Annotated in this window: 24 protein-coding genes; 13 read left to right on the top strand and 11 right to left on the bottom strand. The window is 71.4% G+C overall.

From position 1 onward, the window contains the following. Positions 1-11: 11 nt before the first annotated feature. Positions 12-509: a nuclear transport factor 2 family protein gene (locus SH922_RS05290; protein WP_393055191.1), complete on the bottom strand. Its 498-nt coding sequence runs from the start codon at positions 507-509 to the stop codon at positions 12-14. 126 nt (positions 510-635) lie between these two features. Next, the gene (locus SH922_RS05285; RefSeq protein ID WP_393055189.1) at positions 636-1,502 is read right to left on the bottom strand and encodes a universal stress protein; all 867 of its coding nucleotides are present in this window, start codon (positions 1,500-1,502) and stop codon (positions 636-638) included. A 218-nt stretch (positions 1,503-1,720) separates the two neighbouring features. Here SH922_RS05285 and SH922_RS05280 point away from each other — a divergent pair, with 218 nt between their 5' ends. The 3 genes from SH922_RS05280 to SH922_RS05270 all read left to right on the top strand — a co-directional run bounded on the left by SH922_RS05280 (position 1,721) and on the right by SH922_RS05270 (position 3,132). Further along, the gene (locus tag SH922_RS05280) at positions 1,721-2,107 is read left to right on the top strand and encodes a hypothetical protein (RefSeq protein WP_393055187.1); all 387 of its coding nucleotides are present in this window, start codon (positions 1,721-1,723) and stop codon (positions 2,105-2,107) included. 34 nt (positions 2,108-2,141) lie between these two features. Further along, positions 2,142-2,762, top strand: a complete 621-nt coding sequence (locus SH922_RS05275; protein ID WP_393055185.1) for a flavin reductase family protein — start codon at positions 2,142-2,144, stop codon at positions 2,760-2,762. A 211-nt stretch (positions 2,763-2,973) separates the two neighbouring features. Then, on the top strand, positions 2,974-3,132 hold the full coding sequence (locus SH922_RS05270; RefSeq protein ID WP_393055183.1) for a hypothetical protein: 159 nt from the start codon (positions 2,974-2,976) through the stop codon (positions 3,130-3,132). Positions 3,133-3,295: 163 nt separating this feature from the next. Here SH922_RS05270 and SH922_RS05265 read toward each other — a convergent pair whose 3' ends face one another. The 3 genes from SH922_RS05265 to SH922_RS05255 all read right to left on the bottom strand — a co-directional run bounded on the left by SH922_RS05265 (position 3,296) and on the right by SH922_RS05255 (position 5,808). After that, positions 3,296-3,520: a hypothetical protein gene (locus tag SH922_RS05265; protein WP_393055181.1), complete on the bottom strand. Its 225-nt coding sequence runs from the start codon at positions 3,518-3,520 to the stop codon at positions 3,296-3,298. A gap of 520 nt (positions 3,521-4,040) precedes the next feature. Further along, complete coding sequence (locus SH922_RS05260; protein ID WP_393055179.1) at positions 4,041-4,913, bottom strand: undecaprenyl-diphosphate phosphatase; 873 nt, start codon at positions 4,911-4,913, stop codon at positions 4,041-4,043. A 181-nt stretch (positions 4,914-5,094) separates the two neighbouring features. Further along, positions 5,095-5,808 carry a TVP38/TMEM64 family protein gene (locus SH922_RS05255; RefSeq protein WP_393055177.1) on the bottom strand — a complete coding sequence of 238 codons (714 nt, stop codon included), beginning with the start codon at positions 5,806-5,808 and terminating at the stop codon, positions 5,095-5,097. Between the two features lie 49 nt (positions 5,809-5,857). Between SH922_RS05255 and SH922_RS05250 the strand changes: the two genes are divergently transcribed. From SH922_RS05250 to SH922_RS05235, 4 genes are all read left to right on the top strand, one after another. Continuing rightward, positions 5,858-6,595, top strand: coding sequence for a DNA alkylation repair protein (locus SH922_RS05250; protein WP_393055175.1), 738 nt, complete (start codon positions 5,858-5,860; stop codon positions 6,593-6,595). Between the two features lie 305 nt (positions 6,596-6,900). Next, on the top strand, positions 6,901-8,070 hold the full coding sequence (tuf, locus tag SH922_RS05245; RefSeq protein WP_393055173.1) for an elongation factor Tu: 1,170 nt from the start codon (positions 6,901-6,903) through the stop codon (positions 8,068-8,070). Between the two features lie 78 nt (positions 8,071-8,148). Beyond that, positions 8,149-8,994: a patatin-like phospholipase family protein gene (locus tag SH922_RS05240; RefSeq protein WP_393055171.1), complete on the top strand. Its 846-nt coding sequence runs from the start codon at positions 8,149-8,151 to the stop codon at positions 8,992-8,994. A gap of 22 nt (positions 8,995-9,016) precedes the next feature. Further along, on the top strand, positions 9,017-9,862 hold the full coding sequence (locus tag SH922_RS05235) for a spermidine synthase (RefSeq protein ID WP_393055169.1): 846 nt from the start codon (positions 9,017-9,019) through the stop codon (positions 9,860-9,862). On the opposite strand, the gene SH922_RS05230 is transcribed toward SH922_RS05235, so the two are convergent. Together SH922_RS05230 and SH922_RS05225 are read right to left on the bottom strand one after the other, a co-directional pair. After that, a complete protein-coding gene (locus SH922_RS05230; RefSeq protein ID WP_393055167.1) occupies positions 9,824-11,131 on the bottom strand; it encodes an MFS transporter in 1,308 nt (435 codons plus the stop codon). The two genes, SH922_RS05235 and SH922_RS05230, sit on opposite strands and share 39 nt — an antisense overlap. 53 nt (positions 11,132-11,184) lie before the next feature. Then, positions 11,185-12,288: a hypothetical protein gene (locus SH922_RS05225; protein ID WP_393055165.1), complete on the bottom strand. Its 1,104-nt coding sequence runs from the start codon at positions 12,286-12,288 to the stop codon at positions 11,185-11,187. 154 nt (positions 12,289-12,442) lie between these two features. Between SH922_RS05225 and SH922_RS05220 the strand changes: the two genes are divergently transcribed. Both SH922_RS05220 and SH922_RS05215 read left to right on the top strand, forming a co-directional pair. After that, entirely contained in the window at positions 12,443-12,880 is a 438-nt protein-coding gene (locus SH922_RS05220; RefSeq protein WP_393063470.1) for a DUF4442 domain-containing protein, read from the top strand. Between the two features lie 153 nt (positions 12,881-13,033). Beyond that, on the top strand, positions 13,034-13,687 hold the full coding sequence (locus tag SH922_RS05215; protein ID WP_393055163.1) for a DedA family protein: 654 nt from the start codon (positions 13,034-13,036) through the stop codon (positions 13,685-13,687). Between the two features lie 31 nt (positions 13,688-13,718). Here SH922_RS05215 and SH922_RS05210 read toward each other — a convergent pair whose 3' ends face one another. Next, complete coding sequence (locus SH922_RS05210; protein WP_393055161.1) at positions 13,719-14,249, bottom strand: gamma carbonic anhydrase family protein; 531 nt, start codon at positions 14,247-14,249, stop codon at positions 13,719-13,721. 169 nt (positions 14,250-14,418) lie between these two features. Here SH922_RS05210 and SH922_RS05205 point away from each other — a divergent pair, with 169 nt between their 5' ends. Beyond that, complete coding sequence (locus SH922_RS05205) at positions 14,419-15,156, top strand: acyltransferase (protein WP_393055159.1); 738 nt, start codon at positions 14,419-14,421, stop codon at positions 15,154-15,156. Positions 15,157-15,199: 43 nt separating this feature from the next. Here SH922_RS05205 and SH922_RS05200 read toward each other — a convergent pair whose 3' ends face one another. Beyond that, positions 15,200-16,066, bottom strand: a complete 867-nt coding sequence (locus tag SH922_RS05200) for an EamA family transporter (RefSeq protein ID WP_393055157.1) — start codon at positions 16,064-16,066, stop codon at positions 15,200-15,202. A 94-nt stretch (positions 16,067-16,160) separates the two neighbouring features. On the opposite strand from SH922_RS05200, the gene SH922_RS05195 reads away from it, so the two are divergent. After that, complete coding sequence (locus tag SH922_RS05195) at positions 16,161-16,733, top strand: helix-turn-helix domain-containing protein (protein WP_393055155.1); 573 nt, start codon at positions 16,161-16,163, stop codon at positions 16,731-16,733. A 44-nt stretch (positions 16,734-16,777) separates the two neighbouring features. Next, entirely contained in the window at positions 16,778-17,338 is a 561-nt protein-coding gene (locus tag SH922_RS05190) for a YbaK/EbsC family protein (protein WP_393055153.1), read from the top strand. A 17-nt stretch (positions 17,339-17,355) separates the two neighbouring features. On the opposite strand, the gene SH922_RS05185 is transcribed toward SH922_RS05190, so the two are convergent. Both SH922_RS05185 and SH922_RS05180 read right to left on the bottom strand, forming a co-directional pair. Then, a complete protein-coding gene (locus SH922_RS05185) occupies positions 17,356-18,222 on the bottom strand; it encodes an aminoglycoside N(3)-acetyltransferase (RefSeq protein WP_393055151.1) in 867 nt (288 codons plus the stop codon). Positions 18,223-18,320: 98 nt separating this feature from the next. Continuing rightward, entirely contained in the window at positions 18,321-18,731 is a 411-nt protein-coding gene (locus SH922_RS05180) for a CoA-binding protein (RefSeq protein ID WP_393055149.1), read from the bottom strand. Positions 18,732-18,790: 59 nt separating this feature from the next. Here SH922_RS05180 and SH922_RS05175 point away from each other — a divergent pair, with 59 nt between their 5' ends. After that, positions 18,791-19,417 carry a YigZ family protein gene (locus SH922_RS05175; protein WP_393055147.1) on the top strand — a complete coding sequence of 209 codons (627 nt, stop codon included), beginning with the start codon at positions 18,791-18,793 and terminating at the stop codon, positions 19,415-19,417. The last annotated feature ends 147 nt before the right edge of the window (positions 19,418-19,564 follow it).

Here is a 19,564-nt window from a genome sequence, read left to right as displayed (position 1 = left end):
GACGGGGCTGATCACTTGGCGGTGAGGATGTCCGACAGGCTCCGCCACTTCTCGTGGACCGTCACGCCCTGGATCCGCCAGCCGGCGTCGGTACGGAGCAGTTCGAAGGCGTACCGCCCGCCGGAGACGAAGTTCGGTGCGGTCGGACGGTCCGCGGAGCCTGCCTCCCCGTCCGGTCCGCTCACGAGCCGCATCGGATTCATGTAGTCGGCCTGCACCCGGGCCCGGTCGCCCGGATAGCCGCCGAGGTCCTGAAGGTCCAGGCGGCGGTTGACGATCAGATGCTGCCGTACGGGAAAGAGCAGCATGGTCTCGGAGAGCCACTCCGCGACCTCGGCGGCGGCACCCTCGATGCCGCCTGCGGTGCGGTAGTCGGCGCGGCCGTCCGCGGTGAACAGGGCCCGGTAGTCCGTCCACGCACCGTCGTCCACCGCCACCGCGTAGCCGGTGATCACTGCATCGATGGAGAGCCGGTCCATCACGGTCGAGAGATCCACACGCTGCGTCATCGGGTCAGTGTGGGCCCACGGGCGTCAGGGGCCAAGTGCCGTGCATGCGCGGAGGGCTGCGAACGGCGGGAACCGGCCGGGCGGCTGCCGCCGAAAGGTCCGACGGCGGCGGCAATCGCGAAGGGATCAGCAGGGCACCACGGCCACAGGCCCGAGCGCGTGCGTGAGCGTCGTCTGTGCCACCGGGGAGAGACCCAGTCCGAGGGATTCGCCGCCCTTGCGCCGCCCGATCACCGTCAGCGCCGCGGTCGCCGACGCGGTGACCAGGGTGCGCGACGCGGAGCCGTTGACCGGCTCCTTCATGACCTCGACCTGCGGGTACTTCTCGCGCCAGCCCGCTGTCAGCTCGGCGAGCGACCGCTCGGCCGCGTCGGCCGCCGCATCCCGGTCGAAGACGGGACCGCCGGAGAGCATCGACGAGAACATGGTCCAGCCGTGCACGATCCGCAGCCGCGCCCCGGGGCGGGCCGCCGCTGTCTCGAAGGCGAACTCCAGCACCGCCTCGCTGCTCTCGTCGGCGGCCACCCCGGCGACGACGTCCCGGAAGACCTCCTGGGCGCTCTCGCCCGGCTCCTCGTCCGGCTGCCCGCTGTGGATGACGACCACGGGGCACTTGGCCATCGAGGCGGTCGCCAGACTGTTGGAGCCCAGCATCAGGGAGCGGAATCCGCCCAGTCCGCGTGAACCGACCACCACCAGCGACGCGTCACGGCTGAGCGAGACCAGCGCGGCCGAGGGGAAGTCGAGCGGTGCCAGCGTCGTGGGGCTCAGCCCGGCAACGGTCTCGTTCACGCGACGCACGGACTGCGCGAGGAGTTCCTCCGCCTCGCGCTGCTGCGCGTCCTGGCCGGTACGCCGGGTCAGGAGGCGGACGTGCACGATCATCAGGGGAAGCCCCCGCCCAGCAGCCTCACGGGCCGCCCAGTCCAGCGCGTCATAGCTGTGCGTGGACCCGTCGACCGCGGCGATCACGGGAAGCTCGGTACTGGTCATGCATGCCTCCTGAGTGCGGTGGTGCGTGCCCCGGGCCGGTACGTCCGCGTGGCGCGCGGCGGCGACCGCCGGCCTGTCGGGCCCTGACTTGTACGCTACGGCCGGTCGGCGCCCGCTGCAGGGGAGCAGGGCGTGAGCCGTCGCGCGGGGCCCGGCACGGCGGACGACCGACGCCCGTTGTCCTCGTCGGCCGGTGCGCCTGCACCTATGCTCGCGGGATGGAGCAGAGCGAAGTCGTGAAACGTGTGATCGGCATCCTCACCGAGGCGGGCGAGATGCGCCGCCTCTTGGAGGAGAACCCGGGCCGTGACGACCCCAGCACCGATTCGACCGTGGTGACCGCGCTTCTCAACGAGACGATGCCACGGATCGCGATTCCCGAGGACGCCACGATCGAGGACGTGGTGGCCCTGGTCGGCCGGGAGGTCGGCGGCGCCGTGGAGCAACTCGTCGGTGCGTTCACCCTGGCGTTCGCGATGCTGGCGCAGGTGCACGACTCCGGGCAGACGGACGTGTCGTCCGCCGACGTGCTCCAGGACCTCGCCCTGCGGGCCGAACAGTTCGGTTCCGAGGGACCGGGAGGCCCGGGGGACACTGAAGCGTAGGAAGGCGGGAGGGCCGGACGCCATACTCGGCGTCATGCGCATCGACTTCGACCCCGGGGCCACCGACACCGGCACGTTCTACCGACTGCTCACCGCCGTGGTCGTCCCCCGGCCCATCGCATGGGTCTCCACGGTGACCCCGGACGGCGAGACGGCCAACCTGGCCCCCCACTCCTTCTTCACGATCGCCTGCGTCAGCCCGCCCGTCGTGCAGTTCACCTCGGTGGGGCGCAAGGACACGCTGCTCAACATCGAGGCGACGGGCTCCTTCGTGGTGAACTTCGCCCCGGAGTCCCTCTTCGAGAAGATCAACGCCACGGCGACCGACTTCCCGCGCGGCATCAGCGAGTTCGAGGCCGTGGGCGTCGAGCAGGAACCCAGCCTGCGTGTGAGGCCGCCCCGCGTTGCGGGCTCGCCCGTCGCGCTGGAATGCGAGCTGCACAGCACGGTCCTGCTCGGCGACTCCACCGTCGTGTTCGGCCGCGTGGTGCACGCCGCGGTCGACGAGGACGTCATGAAGGACGGCCACCCGGAAGTCACCGCGCTGCGCCCGCTGACCCGGCTCGGCAAGGACGAGTGGGGCACTTTCGGGGGTGTACGGGAGATCTCGCGCGTCCCGTACACCCGCTGGCAGGAGGACCGCTCGGCCCGCTGACGCGGCTGTGCAGGCGAATGACGAGCGGACCGGGCGACGGTGCCGACTGCCGGAGCTGGGACAACGGATACTCTCAGCATGCCTCGTCGGATACCGGTGCCCTGGTGGGTGTGGGACCGGGACGGTGCCACACCCCGTCGCCACCGCGGTCCGAGGACCGGGTGGCGTCTCGGGGCACTCAGAAGCAACTGCGAAATCAACAGGAGACCCGATGGCTGATACCCCGCCCCGCCAGGTTCAGCGGCGCACGGACGAGAGCGTGGCGGGCTCGGCGTCCGAGGCCCCGGGCCGTGTCGAGGCCATGCCGACACCGCGCTACCAGGGGCTGTTCGTCGAACCCGATCTTCCGCCCTTCGTCGAGACCGAGTGACACCACCCGCGTCGAGGCACGCGCTGCCCCCGTACCCGCTCCGGCGGGGACGGGGGCAGCGCGGCGTCCGGCGAACCGCGCCCGCCGTGCGCGCGGCCGTGCGAGCGGAACGCGCCGAGACCGTCGCCTGTCCGACCGGACTGTCTGCCGGGGCGGGTGCTGTTCAGGCCGCTGCGAAGTCGTGGGCGGCAGCGCCTTGCCACTCGACGAGGGACGGGGTGTCGAGGGCCCGCGCCGGGTCCGCCATGCCCGCGTCGGCGAGGAACACGATGACATCGTGATCGCTGTGGGCGAGCCCGAGCTTTTCCTCGCGGCCCGCGATGTGCACGGTGACGAGCCGCGCACCGGACGGTGTCGGTCGGTGGATCACAATCGGGGGAGTAGCCATACATCCAGCGTGGCCCCAGGCGCACGTCCCCGCATCCGGTTCGGACGTGGCAGTGGCGCGAGGTTCCGGTTCTCGATTCGCTCGTCGGCGCGACGACCGTTCGTATCCGGCCGCCACACCTATGACGAATGCCGGCGGGAGAAGGTAACAGGGCACTCGCCGCCTTCGGTGACGAGCTGCGCTTCGTCCGCCGGATCGGCGCCGACATCACCCGATCAAGATCAGTAGCCTGCTGGGACGCCGCTGTTCTCGGGTCGGCGCCCGCGCGTCGCACGGGAGTCCGGGCATGGCCGGGAAGAGCTCCGCCCTCAACACCGACCTCGCCAATGCCGCGCCGGGCGCGCTGCGCCGGCTCAACGATGCTGTCCGGGCGTGGGCCACCCGTAGTGAGGCGAGGCCAGACGTGGGCGTGGTGGTGGCAGGCTGGGAGATGCCATCGTGGCCGTCGCGTCGGCTCTGGCCGCGATCAGCCCGGAGGAGGCGCTTGCCCAGCGGGGGCAGCGCCGGATGGCGCAACTGGCTAGCCTGCGGATTCGCCCGCGTGCGGGCTCAGGGACCCCGCGCCGACCAGGATGAACAGCACGATGCCCAGAATGATCCGGTAGATCACGAACGGCATGAAGCTCTTGGTCGTGATGAACTTCATGAACCAGGCGATGACCACGTAACCCACGCCGAACGCGATGAACGTCGCGAAGATCGTCGGGCCCCACGACACATGGCCCTCGCCCGCGTCCTTCAGCTCGAAGACGCCGGAGGCGAGCACCGCCGGGATGGCGAGCAGGAACGAGTAACGCGCCGCCGCCTCACGGGTGTAGCCCATCAGCAGACCACCGCTGATCGTCGCGCCCGACCGGGAGACGCCCGGGATCAGGGCCATCGCCTGGCAGAAGCCGAAGATCAGGCCGTCCTTGACGCCGAGCTCCTTGAGCGACTTGCGCTCCTTGATGGCCCGGTGCTTGCCGCCCGTCTCGTCGCGCGCGGCCAGGCGGTCGGCGATGCCGAGGACGATGCCCATCACGATCAGCGTGGTGGCGATCAGGCGCAGATCGCGGAACGGGCCCTCGATCTGGTCCTTGAACGTCACACCGAGCACGCCGATGGGAATCGAGCCGACGATGACCAGCCAGCCCATCTGCGCGTCGTGGTCGCTGCGCATCGAACGGTCCGTCAGCGACTTGAACCACGCCGAGACGATGCGGACGATGTCCTTGCGGAAGTAGATGAGGACCGCGGCCTCCGTGCCGATCTGGGTGATCGCGGTGAATGCCGCGCCAGGATCGTGCCAGCCGGCGAACGCCGCGGTGAGCCGCAGATGCGCGCTGGAGGAGATCGGCAGGAACTCGGTCAGTCCTTGAACGAGGCCGAGGACGAACGATTCGAACCAGCTCATGGGGCTTGGGCCATCCCGGAGTGATCATGCATCGGCCGACGGCTTCGAGCCGTCGGCGGCGTGCGGATTGCGGTCGTGTGATGACAGGGCCGCACCGGGCCCGGAGATCGTCAGTCGGTCGCGGGCAGCGTATCGCCCCCGGATGAACACAGTGACGACTACCCCCGCGCAGACCGCCGCCTCACTCCGCGCCGAGCCGGTGGCGGCGGCGCCAGGCGACCACGGCCCCGCCGGCACCCGTCAGCACGATGAAGCCCATCGCGGCCAGGAAGGCCGGCGAGGTGGGGGAGGCGGCCTCGCTCCCCGCCACGACGTACGCGGCGGTGTTCGGGATGGACCCGAGGCCGGTCGCGACGAGGAACGGCGGATACCCCATGCGCGAGACGGCGGCGCAGTAGTTGGCGGCGGCGAACGGCACCCCGGGGAAGAGCCGCAGCGCCAGCATCGAGCGGAAACCGTGCCTGCTCAGCTGCCCGTCCGCCGCCCGCATCCAGCGCCCGCGCAGCAGCGTGCGCAGCGCCTCCTGCCCGAGGACCCGGCCGAGCATGAACGAGATGCCCGCGCCCAGCACCGTGCCCGCCAGGGCCGCCGCCAGCCCCGCCTGCGAGCCGAACAGCGCGCCGGCGGCGAGATTGAGCAGGGGTCTCGGTACGAAGGCCACCGTGCAGACGCCGTACGCGAGGCCGAAGAGCACGACCGCGGCGGCCCCGCCGCTCAGCTGGGCGGGCCAGCCGGAGGCCAGCAGCCGCTGGGGTTCCAGGAGCAGCATCGTCGTCGCGGCAGCCAGCAGCACCGCTACGAGCAGGGAGAACCGGGACCAGGGCGACAGGAGCACCCGCGTGCAGCGCACGGCGAGGCTACCTGCGGGCCGGGTGGCGGGGACGGGGTCGAGCATTCGGGGAGAGTAACCGACGCCCACGCGTGATCGCCGTAATGTGACCGTTATGAGCCAGGGAGCCGAACCCGTGAAGGAGAGCGCCGCACCAGGCCCCGGCCTGCCCCGCAGCGTCCTCGCCGATACGGTGCTGGAGCGGCTGACCGAGCTCTACCCCGCGGCAGCCGACCCCGTGCGCGCCCGCTCCGCCGCCGCGTACATGAAGCACGTCGCACCGTTCCTCGGCATTCCCACCCCCCGTCGCCGGGCGCTGTCCCGCACCGTCCTCGAAGGCACCGAACGCCCCGCGGAGACGGACTGCGCGGCGATCGCGCTGCGCTGCTGGGCGCTGCCCGAGCGCGAATACCACTACTTCGCCGCCGACTACCTGCGCCGCCACGTCGCACGATGCTCGTCCGGATTCCTACCGGTACTGCGCCACCTGGTCACCACCGTTTCCTGGTGGGACACCGTCGACATCCTGGCCGCCCATGTCGCGGGACCGCTGGTGGCCGCCGACCCGGAGCTCGGGCGGACCATGGACGAGTGGATCGAGGACGACGACCTCTGGATCGCTCGCACCGCGCTGCTGCACCAGCTCCGCTTCAAGGAGGCCACCGACACCCGGCGGCTCTTCGCCTACTGCCTGCGCCGGGCGGAGCACCCCGACTTCTTCATCCGCAAGGCGATCGGCTGGTGCCTGCGCGAGTACTCCAAGACGGACCCGCAGGCCGTACGGGACTTCGTCGAGGGCGCCCGGGACCGGCTGGCGCCGCTGTCCGTGCGAGAGGCCACCAAGCACCTCTGAGGAGCGCCGGGGCTCACCCCCCGTACCGCCTGCAGAAATTCGCTCGACGGCCCGACAGCCGTCGGACATGATCGAGCCATGTTCCGGTACGCCTTCCTCGCAGCGCAGTCCGCAGTCGCGGACACGCCGAAGGCTGCCGTGAGCCCCCTCGCAGCTGTTGTCGCAGCAGCGTTCACCGTTGCCGCAGCGCCCATCGGCGGCGCCCGAAGCTGACCCTCCTCCGACTGTCCGGCGGACCCCGCAAGGGGAGGGTCGGCCGGGCCCCGGGGTCTTCTTTTCCAGCTTCGCATCCCAAGGAATGAACCATGCCCAAGACGGCATACGTGCGCACCAAGCCGCACCTCAACATCGGCACCATGGGCCACGTCGACCACGGCAAGACCACCCTCACCGCCGCCATCACCAAGGTCCTCAGCGACCGCGGTACCGGCACGTTCGTCCCCTTCGACCGCATCGACCGGGCGCCCGAGGAGGCGCAGCGCGGCATCACCATCAACATCGCGCACGTCGAGTACGAGACCGGCACCCGGCACTACGCGCACGTCGACATGCCCGGACACGCCGACTACATCAAGAACATGGTCACCGGCGCAGCCCAGCTCGACGGGGCGATCCTCGTCGTCTCCGCGCTCGACGGGATCATGCCGCAGACCGCGGAGCATGTGCTGCTCGCCCGTCAGGTGGGTGTCGACCACATCGTCGTCGCCCTCAACAAGGCGGACGCGGGTGACCCCGAGCTGACCGACCTGGTCGAGCTGGAAGTACGTGAGCTGCTGTCCGCGCACGGCTACGGCGGCGACACCGTGCCCGTCGTGCGGGTGTCGGGACTGCGGGCGCTGGAGGGCGACCCACGCTGGACCGCGGCGGTCGAGGCGTTGCTCGACGCCGTCGACACCTACGTGCCGATGCCGGTGCGCTACACCGACGCGCCGTTCCTGCTGCCGGTGGAGAACGTCCTGACCATCACCGGCCGGGGCACGGTCGTCACCGGCGCCGTGGAGCGCGGCACCGTGCGTGTCGGCGACCGGGTGTCCGTACTCGGCGCGGACATCGAGACGGTCGTCACCGGTCTGGAGACCTTCGGCAAGCCGATGGAGTCCGCCGAGGCCGGCGACAACGTCGCGCTGCTCCTGCGCGGGGTCGAGCGCGACCGGGTACGCCGCGGGCACGTCGTCGCGGCGCCCGGCAGCGTCACCCCGAGCCGGCGCTTCACCGCGCAGGTGTACGTCCTGTCGGGGCGCGAGGGCGGCCGCACCACTCCGGTCGCCACCGGCTACCGGCCGCAGTTCTACATCCGCACCGCCGACGTCGTCGGCGACGTCGACCTCGGCGCCGCTGCGGTCGCGCGGCCGGGCGAGACGGTCGCCATGACCGTCGAACTGGGCCGGGACGTACCGCTGGAGTCCGGCCTCGGGTTCGCCATCCGTGAGGGCGGCCGCACCGTCGGCGCGGGCACCGTCACCGGACTGCTCTGAGGCGTACGGCCGTTTCCGGATCCGCCTTCCGTACCCCCCCGGGGAGGCGGATCCGGTGCCGTGCGCCAGACTGACGGCATGGCGGAAACAGCACTGGTGCTCGGTGCCGGCGGCATCACCGGGAGCGCCTGGGAGACCGGAATCCTGCACGGCCTCGCGAAAGCGGGACTGGATCTGTCCACCGCTGATGTGATCATCGGCAGCTCGGCCGGTGCGGTCGTCGGGGCACAGCTGGCCTCCGGACTGCTCGGCCTGCCGCAGTTGTACGAACTGCAGCTGGCCGAGGCCGGCGGCGAGCGGGGCGGCAGACTCGGCGCGGTCACCGTCCTGCGCTACGCACGGGCTGTGCTCACCTCGCGCACCCCGCAGGCGTACGGGCAGAAGCTGGCCCGCATCGCCCGGGAAGCCCGCATCGACCTCTCGCCGGAGGAGCGGCGGGCGGTCATCGCGAGCAGGCTGCTGTCGCCCGAGTGGCCGGAGCGTCCGTTGCGGGTCACCGCGGTCGACGCGCGCACCGGTGAGCTGCACACGTTCGACCGGGACAGCGGGGTGTCCCTGGCGGACGCCGTCACCGCGAGCTGCGCCGTCCCGGCCGTCTGGCCCGTCGCCTCCTTCGGAGGACGGTCCTGGATCGACGGCGGGGTGCACTCCCCGGCCAACGCCCACCTTGCCGCCGGGTACGAGCGCGTCATCGTCATCGCGCCGACGGCCTCCGGCAACAAGGTCATCGCGTCGCCCCGCTCCCAGGCGGACGCACTTGCTGCTCAGAGGGCCCGGACCGTCGTCATCACCCCGGACGCCGCGGCGAGGAAGGCCTTCGGCCGCAACCCCCTCGACCCCGGCAGCCGGGCCGCGGCCGCCCGTGCCGGACTCGCCCAGTCGGCGGCACACACCGAAGCCGTCGCCGCGGTCAGGAACGGCTGATCCCACGCCCCACAATGGGGGAGTGAACGAGTCGATACCCGTCATCCGCGACGTGGACCACGGCACCGCCAGACTGCTCCCCGATGTGGACCGGGAGCGGGCCTGGCTGCTCACGGTCGACGGCTCACCCCAGTCGTACGTCGATCTGGACGCGCCGGAGCACCTCGAATTCGAGTACGCGCAACGGCTGGCCCACGTCGTGGACTGCGCGGCCGGAGCGGGTGCACCGCTGAACGTCCTGCACCTCGGCGGCGGCGCTCTCACCCTGCCCCGCTACGTCGCCGCGACCCGGCCGGGCTCCCGACAGGAGGTCGCCGAGGCGGACAGAGGTCTCCTGGACCTCGTCACGGAACACCTGCCGCTGCCGGACCGCAGCGGGATCACCGTGCATGCAGCGGACGCGCGCAAGCAGCTGGAGGAGACCGCTCCCGGCTCGCTTGACGTGGTGATCGCGGATGTCTTCGGCGGCTCGCGGGTGCCCGCCCACCTCACGTCCGTGCCCTACGCGCAGGCCGCGGCGCGGGCTCTGCGCGCGGACGGCGTCTACGCGGCCAACCTGGCGGACGGGGCGCCCTTCGGCTTCCTGCGCTCGCAACTGGCCACCTTCGCGACCGTATTCGCGGAGCTGGCACTGATCGCCGAGCCCGCCGTGCTGCGCGGGAGGCGCTTCGGCAACGTGGTCCTCGTCGCCTCGCGGTCTCCCATCGACACGGCCGCCCTGATCCGTCGCTGTGCGGCCGACGCGTTCCCGGCCAGGGTCGAGTACGGCGACGCGGTGGCCGCGTTCATCAAGGGTGCCCGGCCTGTGGGCGACGACGAGGCGGTCGCCTCACCCGAGCCGCCCGACGGCGCCTTCAGTATCGGCTGACGCCGGCGGGACCTTGACCAGTACCTCGGTGGACGCGGTCCTGCGGGTCAGATTCCGTACGTCCGGCACGAACAGCACCGCTCCGGTGACCAGCACGACCAGACCCGCACAGCCCCACAGCGCCTGACTGCGTCCGACCAGCGACTCCACCGGGCCGGCGAGCGCCGTGGCGAGGGGCACCATGGCCACCGAGCCGAACCAGTCGTACGCCGAGACCCTTGAGAGCTTCTCCTCCGGGATCTCCTGGTGCATGGCCGTCATCCAGGAGACGCCGAACACCTCGATGGCCGCCCCGCTGACGAACATCACCGCGCACAGTCCCGCCACCGGCAGCGGCACGGCGAGCCCCGCCGACGGCAGGGCGAGCGGGAAGACGCAGAGCGTTCCGGCGAGCAGGAGCCGCCGCGGCTTCCACCGCATCATGAGCAACGCCCCCGCCAGTGTGCCGACGCCGAACGCGGCGAGCGCGAAACCCCAGGGGCGGGCGCCGCCGAGTTCGTCCCGGGCGACCAGCGGCCCGTAGACCGCCTCCGCGGCCCCGACCGCGGCGACGACCACGGAGAACTGCGCCACGACGGCCCAGAGCCAGGGACGGCCGATGAACTCCTGCCAGCCGTCCCGCAGATCGGCGAGGAGACCGCCGCCGGGTTCCCGCGACGGGATGTGACTCACGTCGAGGAAGGCCCGCAGCAGTCCCGCCACCGCGAAGGCGGCGGCGTCGACGGCCAGCACCCAGCCCGGGTCCATCGCCGCGATCATGGCGCCGCCGAGCGCCGCGCCGCCGATGGCCGCGCCCTGCATCGACATCCTGAAGAGGGCGAAGGCACGGCTCGCCTGTTCGCCGCTCACGCTGGACATCAGCATGCCCTCGGCGGCGGGGTTGAAGAACGCCTGCCCGGTGCCGCACAGAGCGGTCAGCAGCATCATCTGCCACAGCTGGGGGTCACCCGCCAGGACCAGCCAGGCGAAGACACCCTGCGAGGCGAAGTTGAGGGCGTTGGCCGCGACCATCACGCGGTGGCGCGGCAGGCGGTCCGCTATCGCCCCGCCGATCAGCAGGAAGAGCACCAGCGGCGCGGTCCTGGCGGCGGCCACCAGACCGACGTCCCCGCCGTCGCCGCCCGCCTGCAGCACCGCGAACGCCGCCGCGATCAGCGCGCCATGGGTGCCCAGGCCCGTGATGATCGCGGCGGCGGTCAGCAGCCGGTAGTTGCGGCCCGCCGGGGTGGGGCGGTCCGAGCGGGGTGCGGGGTCGGCTGCGTCAGTCACTCAGGGACTATCGCGGCAGTGACCCCGTTGTGCCAAATGCATTCCCGCCGGGGTCAGGACTCGGTGATCTTCACCAGACGCACCGTGCTCAGGATCTTCTGGATCGTCGCGTCCGGCAGCTCGCCCTCGACGTTGTCGGCCGCGTACAGCACCCAGGAGGAGAACGCACCGCTGGTGTTCTTGAAGGTGAAGGCGATGGTCTTGCCGTCGCTGTCACACTTCGTCTTCTTGGTGACGTTCGGAGCGGTGGCGGTGACCATGCTGCCCGTCAGCCCCGACTTGGTGGTGTACTGCTTGGCTTTGCTGATCTTGATGGTCTTCTTCGGCATGTGCTGCGCGTACGCGCCCCACGCCCAGGTGCCCGCCTCGTTCCGGGCGTTCAGAGCGGCGTCCGTGGCGCCCTCTGCACCGCGGGTGCCGGTGCCGGCCAGGCTGTAGTTCTCCTTGGTGCCGTCCTTGTCCTCGTCGTCGACACACCACTTCTTCTTGTAGTCCGCCGGCGCGGTGAAGCCGATGAGCGGCGGCTTGTCCTCCTTCGACTCGTCCTCGAAGTACGAGAAGATGCCGGGGGCCGCGACCTCCCAGTCACCGGGCACGTCGAACTGGGTGCCCCACTTGGGGTTGGTCACGACCTTCCAGCCCGCGATGAGCGGCTTGGCGTCCCCGTCGGCGCCGCGCGGGTTCGCCACGGGCGAGGACGCGTCGTCGGACGGCTTGGCGGGCGCGGACGACTTCTTGTCGTCGGCGACGTTCTTGCCGTCCTTGTCGTCGTCCTTGTTCAGCACGACGACACCGGTGACCGCCGCGGCCACCACGACGGCGGTCGCCGCGACGATGGCGACGACGGTCGTCTTCTTCTTGTCGTTGCCGGGCTGGGGCCCGCCGGGCGGACCGGGCACCGCGTACTGCGGGACGGTCGGCTGCTGGTATGGATTGGGCTGCGGGTATCCCGGCTGGCCCTGCTGCGGGTAGCCGGGCTGCTGCCCCGGCTGGCCCTGCTGCGGGTAGCCGTACCCGGGCTGCTGCTCGGGACCAGGCTGCTGGTACCCCGGCTGCTGATAGGGGTTCGGCTGCTGGTACCCCGGCTGCTGGTACGGGTTCTGGTTCTGGTCCTGCGGGTTTTGCTCGCCCCCGGGCGGCTGCTGTCCTGGCCACATGGCGAGTAACGATAGAGGTGTGCCGCCCCGGCGGCTACGGCCGCCCCCGTGAGCGGACGGTGAAGGATGCGGCCGGGTCGCAGGCGCGCGGCTGCGGGGACATGGCCAAACATCACTACTCATGAGTAACATCTAGCTCATGAGCGCTGAACAGATGACCGCGGGCGAGATGGTCGCCGCGTCGGTTCCGATGGTCCGGACCCTCAACCTCGAATTCCTGGAGTCCACCGCCGAACGCGCGGTGGTCCGCATGCCGGACCAGGCCGACTACCACAACCACCTCGGCGGACCGCACGCCGGCGCCATGTTCACGCTGGCGGAGTCGGCGAGCGGGGCCATCGTCATGGCCGCGTTCGCCGACCAGCTGACGCGGGCCGTCCCGCTCGCGGTGAACGCCGAGATCGCCTACAGGAAACTGGCCATGGGTGAGGTCACCGCGACCGCCACGCTCGGCCGTCCCGTGGCCGACGTCGTCGCCGAGCTCGACGCGGGCAAGCGCCCCGAGTTCCCGGTGGCCATCCGGATCCAGCGCGCCGACGGCGGCGTGACCGGTGAGATGACCGTGCTCTGGACGCTGCGCCCGAACTCCTGATTCCGGCCGTCCCTTCCGGGGCCGCCACGCACCCGGGAGGGAGCGGGCGGCCCTTCGCGCTGTCCTGGGCGACGGGGCGACGGGTAGGCTTCCCGCCGTGCGCCGAGGAGTTGTCCGGCGGGCGATGAGGACATCACTACGGAGGAACCGGCGTTGCACATCCAGGAATGGCTGGAGACCGTCCCCGCGATCAGCGTCTACGTCCTGGTGGGCGTCGTCATCGGACTGGAGAGCCTGGGCATTCCGCTCCCCGGCGAGATCGTCCTGATCAGCGCGGCGCTACTGGCCGCCGGACACGACGGGATCAACCCGTGGATCCTGGGCGCCTGCGCCACGGCCGGGGCGGTGATCGGTGACTCGATCGGCTACGCCATCGGCCGCAAGGGCGGGCGGCCGCTGCTCGCCTGGCTCGGGGGGAGGTTCCCCCGGCACTTCGGCGAGAGCCAGATCGCGATGGCGGAGCGGTCGTTCCAGAAGTGGGGCATGTGGGCGGTCTTCTTCGGCCGCTTCGTCGCACTGCTGCGCATCTTCGCCGGACCGCTCGCGGGCGTCCTGCACATGCCGTACTGGAAGTTCCTGACCGCCAACGTGCTCGGCGGGATCGCCTGGGCGGGCGGCACCACGGCAGTCATCTACTCCGTGGGCGTCGTCGCCGAGGCCTGGCTCAAGCGGTTCTCGTACCTGGGACTGGCGCTCGCGGTCCTGATCGGGCTCGCCTCGATGCTGATCCTCAAGAACCGGGCCAAGAAGGCGGCTGCGCAGTCCACCGCCGAGTCCGCGCCGGCGTCCGTACCGGTCGCCGACTGACGGGAGCCGGGACCGGCCGGGGCCTTCGCGCTCAGTCCTCGTACGCCTGTCGGTGGGCCTTGGCCAGCTCCACGTAACCGACTGCGTTGAACTTGATGCCTTCGAGCTCCTCATCGGTCAGCTGCCGCTTGACCTTGGCCGGCACGCCCGCGACGAGCGAGCCCGGGGGTACGCGCATCCCCTGCGGGACGAGGGCCTGGGCGGCGATCAGTGAACCGGCACCGATGTGGGCGCCGTTGAGCACCGTGGCGCCCATGCCGACCAGGACGTCGTCCTCGATGGTGCAGCCGTGGAGTACGGCGTTGTGTCCGACCGAGACGCGCTCGCCGACCGTGACGGGGAAACCGGGGTCGACGTGGACACTGCAGTTGTCCTGGATGTTCGACTCGGCGCCGATGACGATCGGACCGCAGTCGGCCCGCAGCACCGCGTGGTACCAGAGGCTGGAACCCGCGGCCATCGTGATCTCGCCGATCGCGACCGACATCGGTGCGGTGAAGGCATCCGCGTGGATGACCGGCTCCTTGCCGCCCATGGCCGTGATCAACGCCTGCTCTGCCATCGCGCGTCCTTCCGTGCTCCGGTGGTGTGGGTCGCGGCCGTCCGACCGCCGCCGGGCGGTCCCGCCCGGGAAACGGTAAGCGACGCGCGCGCCGCTCCGAGGTCCGGTGGGGTGAAGATCACAGGCCGACCTGGCGGCCGCCCGCGGGCCCGCCGACTACCGTGTGCGAGTGCCGAAGAACAGAAACACGTTCTCCTCCCTGACCGTCTGGCGGCGGCGCGCCCTGTCCGGGGCCGTCCACCGCTGCTGGCGCTGGGTGCAGAAGACGGGCGCGGTCACGGCATCACACCCCGGCGGGCTGCGGTTCGGCCGGATCGGGGAGGGCACCCGGCTGGCCTTCCCGCAGGGCACGGTGTTCGGCGAGCCGTGGATCGAGCTGGGAGCCCACTGTGTCATCGGCGAGCAGGTCACCCTGACGGCGGGGCTCATGCCCGATCTGGATCTCGGATCCGATCCGATCCTGACGCTCGGGGACGGCGTGGTGCTGGGCCGCGGGAGCCATGTCGTCGCCGACACCACGGTGACCATCGGCTCGGACACGTACTGCGGACCGTACGTCTACATCACCTCGACCAACCACAGCTACGACGATCCGCAGGAGCCGGTCGGCAAGCAGTGGCCGCGGATGGAGCCGGTGGCCATCGGTCCCGGCTGCTGGATCGGCACCGGAGCGGTGATCCTTCCGGGCGCGAGGCTCGGCCGCAACGTGGTGGTGGCCGCGGGCGCGGTGGTACGCGGCGAGGTGCCCGACCACGCGGTGGTGGCCGGGGCCCCGGCCCGTGTCGTACGGCGCTGGGACGCCGAGAAGGGGTGGCAGCCGCCCCTTCGGACGCCGGCCCCGGTACCGATCCCCGAAGGCGTGACCCCGGAGCAGCTTCTGGCCGTGGCGGAGCTCGACGAGAGCTGAGGCCCGCACGATCTCGCCGGCCCCGGGCGGGAACCGGCGGCCGTCATCCGGTCGCGAGCAGGACCGTGCCCAGCAGTGCGAGCCCGGCTCCCGCGGCCTGCACCCCGCGCAACCGTTCCCCGAGGAATCCCCGGGCGGCCATGGCCGTCACCACCGGGTAGAGCGAGGCAAGCACGGCGGCGACGGTCACCGGTCCGTGCTGTGCGGCGACCGAGTAGCTGCCGTTGGCCGCGACATCCGCGAGACCCACGAACGTCAGCGCCGGCAGGGCGGCGAGCACCACGGCGGCGCCCCCCTCCTCGGGGAGCGCGCGGGCCCCGCGCCGCACGGAGACGTACAGCGCCGTGCCACCCACCGCGACGTTGGTGATCCGCTGGACGAAGAGCGCCAGGAACAGTCCGGTCACCGTGGTGGACGACTCGGCGATGAGGCACATCACGGTCCCGAAGCCGAATGCCGCGAAGAGGGTCAGCAGGACCGCCTGCCGCTGCACCGGGGCGCCGCGCAGCTGTGGCCCGCCCGCCATCACGATGCCGGCCACGGCGACGGCCACCCCGGCGCACTGCAGCAGCCCCGGACGCTCACCGAGGACCAGCCCGATGCTCACCGGCACGGCGACCCCCACTGAACCGAGCGGCGACACCACGCCCATCGGGCCCAGCGCCAGGGCCTTGTAGAAGCTCAGAATCACGACAGGACCCACCGCTCCTGCCGCGACGGCGAACCAGAGTCGACCGCCCGCCTCGCTCCAGGCACCGGTCGCGATCACGATCACGCCGAGCACGGCCGCGGCGAGCGCCTGCGAGACGACCACCACGGTGAGCGCGGGCGTACGCCGGGTCAGCACCCCGCCGCCGAAGTCGGCCAGCCCCCACAGCAGGCTGGTGGCCAGGGCGAACAGTGCTGTCATGGGCGGGCCTCGCAGTACAGTGCGATGAACGGTTGGGTGCACCACACCGTAGTGCAATATTTTCGACCCTGTCATCCAGAATATTGGACCGAATGTGACTGATCTCGACCAGCTGACCCAGTCCCTCGCGCGAAACCTCAAGCGCTGGCGCGGTGAGCGGGGCTTCACCCTGGACGCACTCGCCGCGCGTGCCGGGGTGAGCCGCGGAATGATCATCCAGATCGAACAGGCCCGCACCAACCCCAGCGTCGGCACCACGGTCAAGCTCGCCGACGCACTCGGGATCAGCATCACCGTGCTGCTCGACTACGAACAGGGCACACCGGTGAGGCTGGTCTCCGAGAGCCAGGCCGTCCGCATGTGGTCCACGGAGGCGGGCAGTTCCACCACCCTGCTGGTCGGAACCGAGGCCCGGGGCCCGCTGGAGCTCTGGTCCTGGCAGCTGATGCCCGGCGACGGCAGCGCGTCCGACCCGCACCCCGAAGGAACCGTGGAACTCCTCCACGTCACCGCCGGCACCCTCACCCTGGTCGTCGACGACACCGCGTACGCCGTGCCCGCCGGCAGCTCCGCCACCTTCGAGGCGCACCACCCGCACGCCTACCGCAACGAGGGCTCCGAGCCCGTCGGCATCACCATGGCCGTGTCCATCCCGCCCGTCAGGTGAGACATCCAACCGGAAAGGAGCGAGGGGTTGTTAGCGTTGCGTGCATGCGCGCCCCCATCGGCTCCTTCGAGGATGCCCAACCCGCTGCCGACCGCCTCGAAGTCCTCACCGCCCCGGTGGCCCGAGCGGTACGCGAAGGCTGGGGCGACGTTCCCGCCGAGCAGATCATCCACGTCGACACGGACCCGGAGATCGCCGACACGGCGGCCTTCGTCGAGCACCACGGAGCCGACCTGCTGAACCGGTCGGCCAACTGCGTCGTGGTGGCGGGAAAGCGTGGTGGCGAGGTCACTCTGGCCGCCTGCCTCGTCCTGTCCCACTCCCGCGTCGACGTGAACGGCGCCGTCCGCAAGCACCTCGGCGCCCGGAAGGCCTCGTTCGCCCCGATGGACACGGCGGTCGGCGAGACGGGGATGGAGTACGGCGGCATCACGCCCGTCGGACTCCCGGACGGCTGGCCCCTGTTGATCGACTCCGCCGTGGTGGACGAGGAGTGGGTCCTCATCGGCAGCGGCACCCGCCGGGGCAAGCTGATCATGCCGGGCAAGGCGCTGGCGGCGCTGCCGGGCTCTGTGGTGGTCGAAGGCCTGGGGATCGTCGGCTGAGGCTGCCGACCGCCGGGTCACAGCGGTTGAGCTGCGCGGTTCGCTCCCGCTTGCGGCGGCACCGTTCGCTGCGCCGTCAGCCATCGCATGGCGAACGCGACCGCCGCCGGGAACCGGAACAGACGGCCCGTGGTGGAGCCCACCCGGGCGGTACGGACGGCCGTGCCGTCGTCCGATCGCTCGAAGTCCGCGCCGAGCGCCGCGAAGTCGCTGTCGTCCAGCGCCACGTCCTCGTACTCCCACCACCGGCGCCCTTCGCCGTCCCGTACCACGCACCGGTAGGTGCGGCGGGGCGGGGACGGAACGCGGTACTCGGCGAGGTGGAACGCCGTGCAGGAGTCGAAACCGGTGCCGAGCAGCAGAATCTGGGCCCGCAGTTCGTGCAGACGGGCCAGCGGGGAGTCCTCGCCCAGGTGGCAGTCGGGGTGATGGTCCGCCACCACGTGGCCGGCCAGTGGGCCCAGCGCGGCGAAGGAGGTCTGGGGGTGCGCGCTGCGGGCGGAGCCGGGGGTCCGGCGCACCGCTTCGGAGAGCCGGCCCATCGACGGTGCCGCCGTGGTGGACGGATCGAACGCGGGCATCGCCGCCCGTACCGCTTCCCGGTCCCGCTCGCCGAGGCCGCGGACCCGCGCGCGGTACTGCGGGGAGGTGTCGGAGTTCTCCGGGGTGAAGGCCGGGACCACCAGCGTGCCCTCGGGACCCAGCGCATCCCGCAGGGCGGCCGCCACGGTGGCCGCGCCGGCGTCCACCACTCCCACCGCGCGCAGAGACGCGTGCACCATCAGCACGCCGCCCCGCTCGACGCCGAGCGAGGACAGCTGTCCGGCCAGGCGGGCCCTGCTGTGCGGAACGGTCGGCACCCTCGGGGTGTAGGCGGCACTCACAGCAGGTCAGTGTCCCAGTCCGGAGCGGACTGTGACACCCCGCACATGTGACCGGGTGCATGAGGCGGGACGCGTGGTCCGGAGCGCCTGCGGCGGTCCTAGCGGTTCAGCGCGGGTATTTCGATGGCGGGGCAGCGGTCCATGACCATGTCGAGCCCGGCCGTCCTCGTGCGCTCGTACGCACCCTCGTCGATCACGCCGAGCTGGAACCAGACCGCCGAGGCTCCGATCGCCACCGCCTCGTCAGCCACCGCACCGGCGAGCTCACTGTTGACGAAGACGTCCACCACATCGACCGGGAAGGGGATGTCCGCCAGCGAGGCGTACCCCTCCTCGCCGTGCACCGGCTCCGCCTTGGGGTGGACGGGTACCACCCGCTTGCCGAAGCGCTGGAGCACCTCGGCCACCCCGTAGGCCGCGCGTGAGCGGTTGTTGGACAGCCCCACCACTGCCCAGGTGTCGCCGGTGTCCATGAGTATCCTGCGGATCGTCTCCGTGTCTGCGTACATGATCCGCACAACGGACGGCCGCTCCGGACCATTCCCGCAGCTGCGCATAGGGTGGCCGGATGCAGGAGCAGTACCGGACAGTCGCCCGCGCGGGTGTGCACGAGACCGAGATCAACCGATCGCGCTTCATCTGCGCGCTCGCCCCCGCCGCCACCGAGCAGGACGCGCAGGACTTCGTCGCGCGCGTCCGCCGGGAAAACCCGACCGCCACGCACAACTGCTTCGCGTACGTGATCGGCGCCGACGCCTCCGTGCAGAAGGCCAGTGACGACGGCGAGCCGGGGGGTACCGCCGGCGTCCCCATGCTGCAGATGCTCAACCGCCGCGAGATGCGGTACGTCGTCGCCGTCGTCACCCGCTACTACGGCGGGGTGAAGCTCGGCGCAGGCGGACTGATCCGGGCGTACGGGGGAGTGGTCGGCGAAGCCCTGGACGCCATCGGCACGCTCACCCGCAGGCGGTTCCGGGTCGCGACGGTCACCGTCGGCCATCAGCGCGCCGGGAGACTGGAGAACGAACTGCGGGCCACCGGGCGCACCGTGCGCGAGGTCCGGTACGCGGACGCCGTGACCATCGAGATCGGGCTGCCGGACGCCGAGGTCGAGGAGTTCCGCCGCTGGCTGGCCGATGCCACGGCGGGTGAGGCGGAACTGGAGCTGGGCGAAGAGGCGTACGGGGACGCCTGAGTGGCCGCTCGTTCTCACCAGGACCCGTGCCGCGCCCCGGCCGCGGGGCGGAGCTGCCCGGAGCCGACTTCCCCGCAGCCGCCCCGGCGACGTCCCTGGTGGTGGGAGACTGTGGTGCGTGAGGGAACAGGGGCAGGGGCGCGGAGT

Source organism: Streptomyces sp. LN549 (assembly GCF_043203805.1).
Taxonomy (GTDB): domain Bacteria; phylum Actinomycetota; class Actinomycetes; order Streptomycetales; family Streptomycetaceae; genus Streptomyces.
The sequence above is the reverse complement of the archived record's forward strand: the minus strand, read 5'-3'. Positions and strand labels throughout refer to the sequence as shown.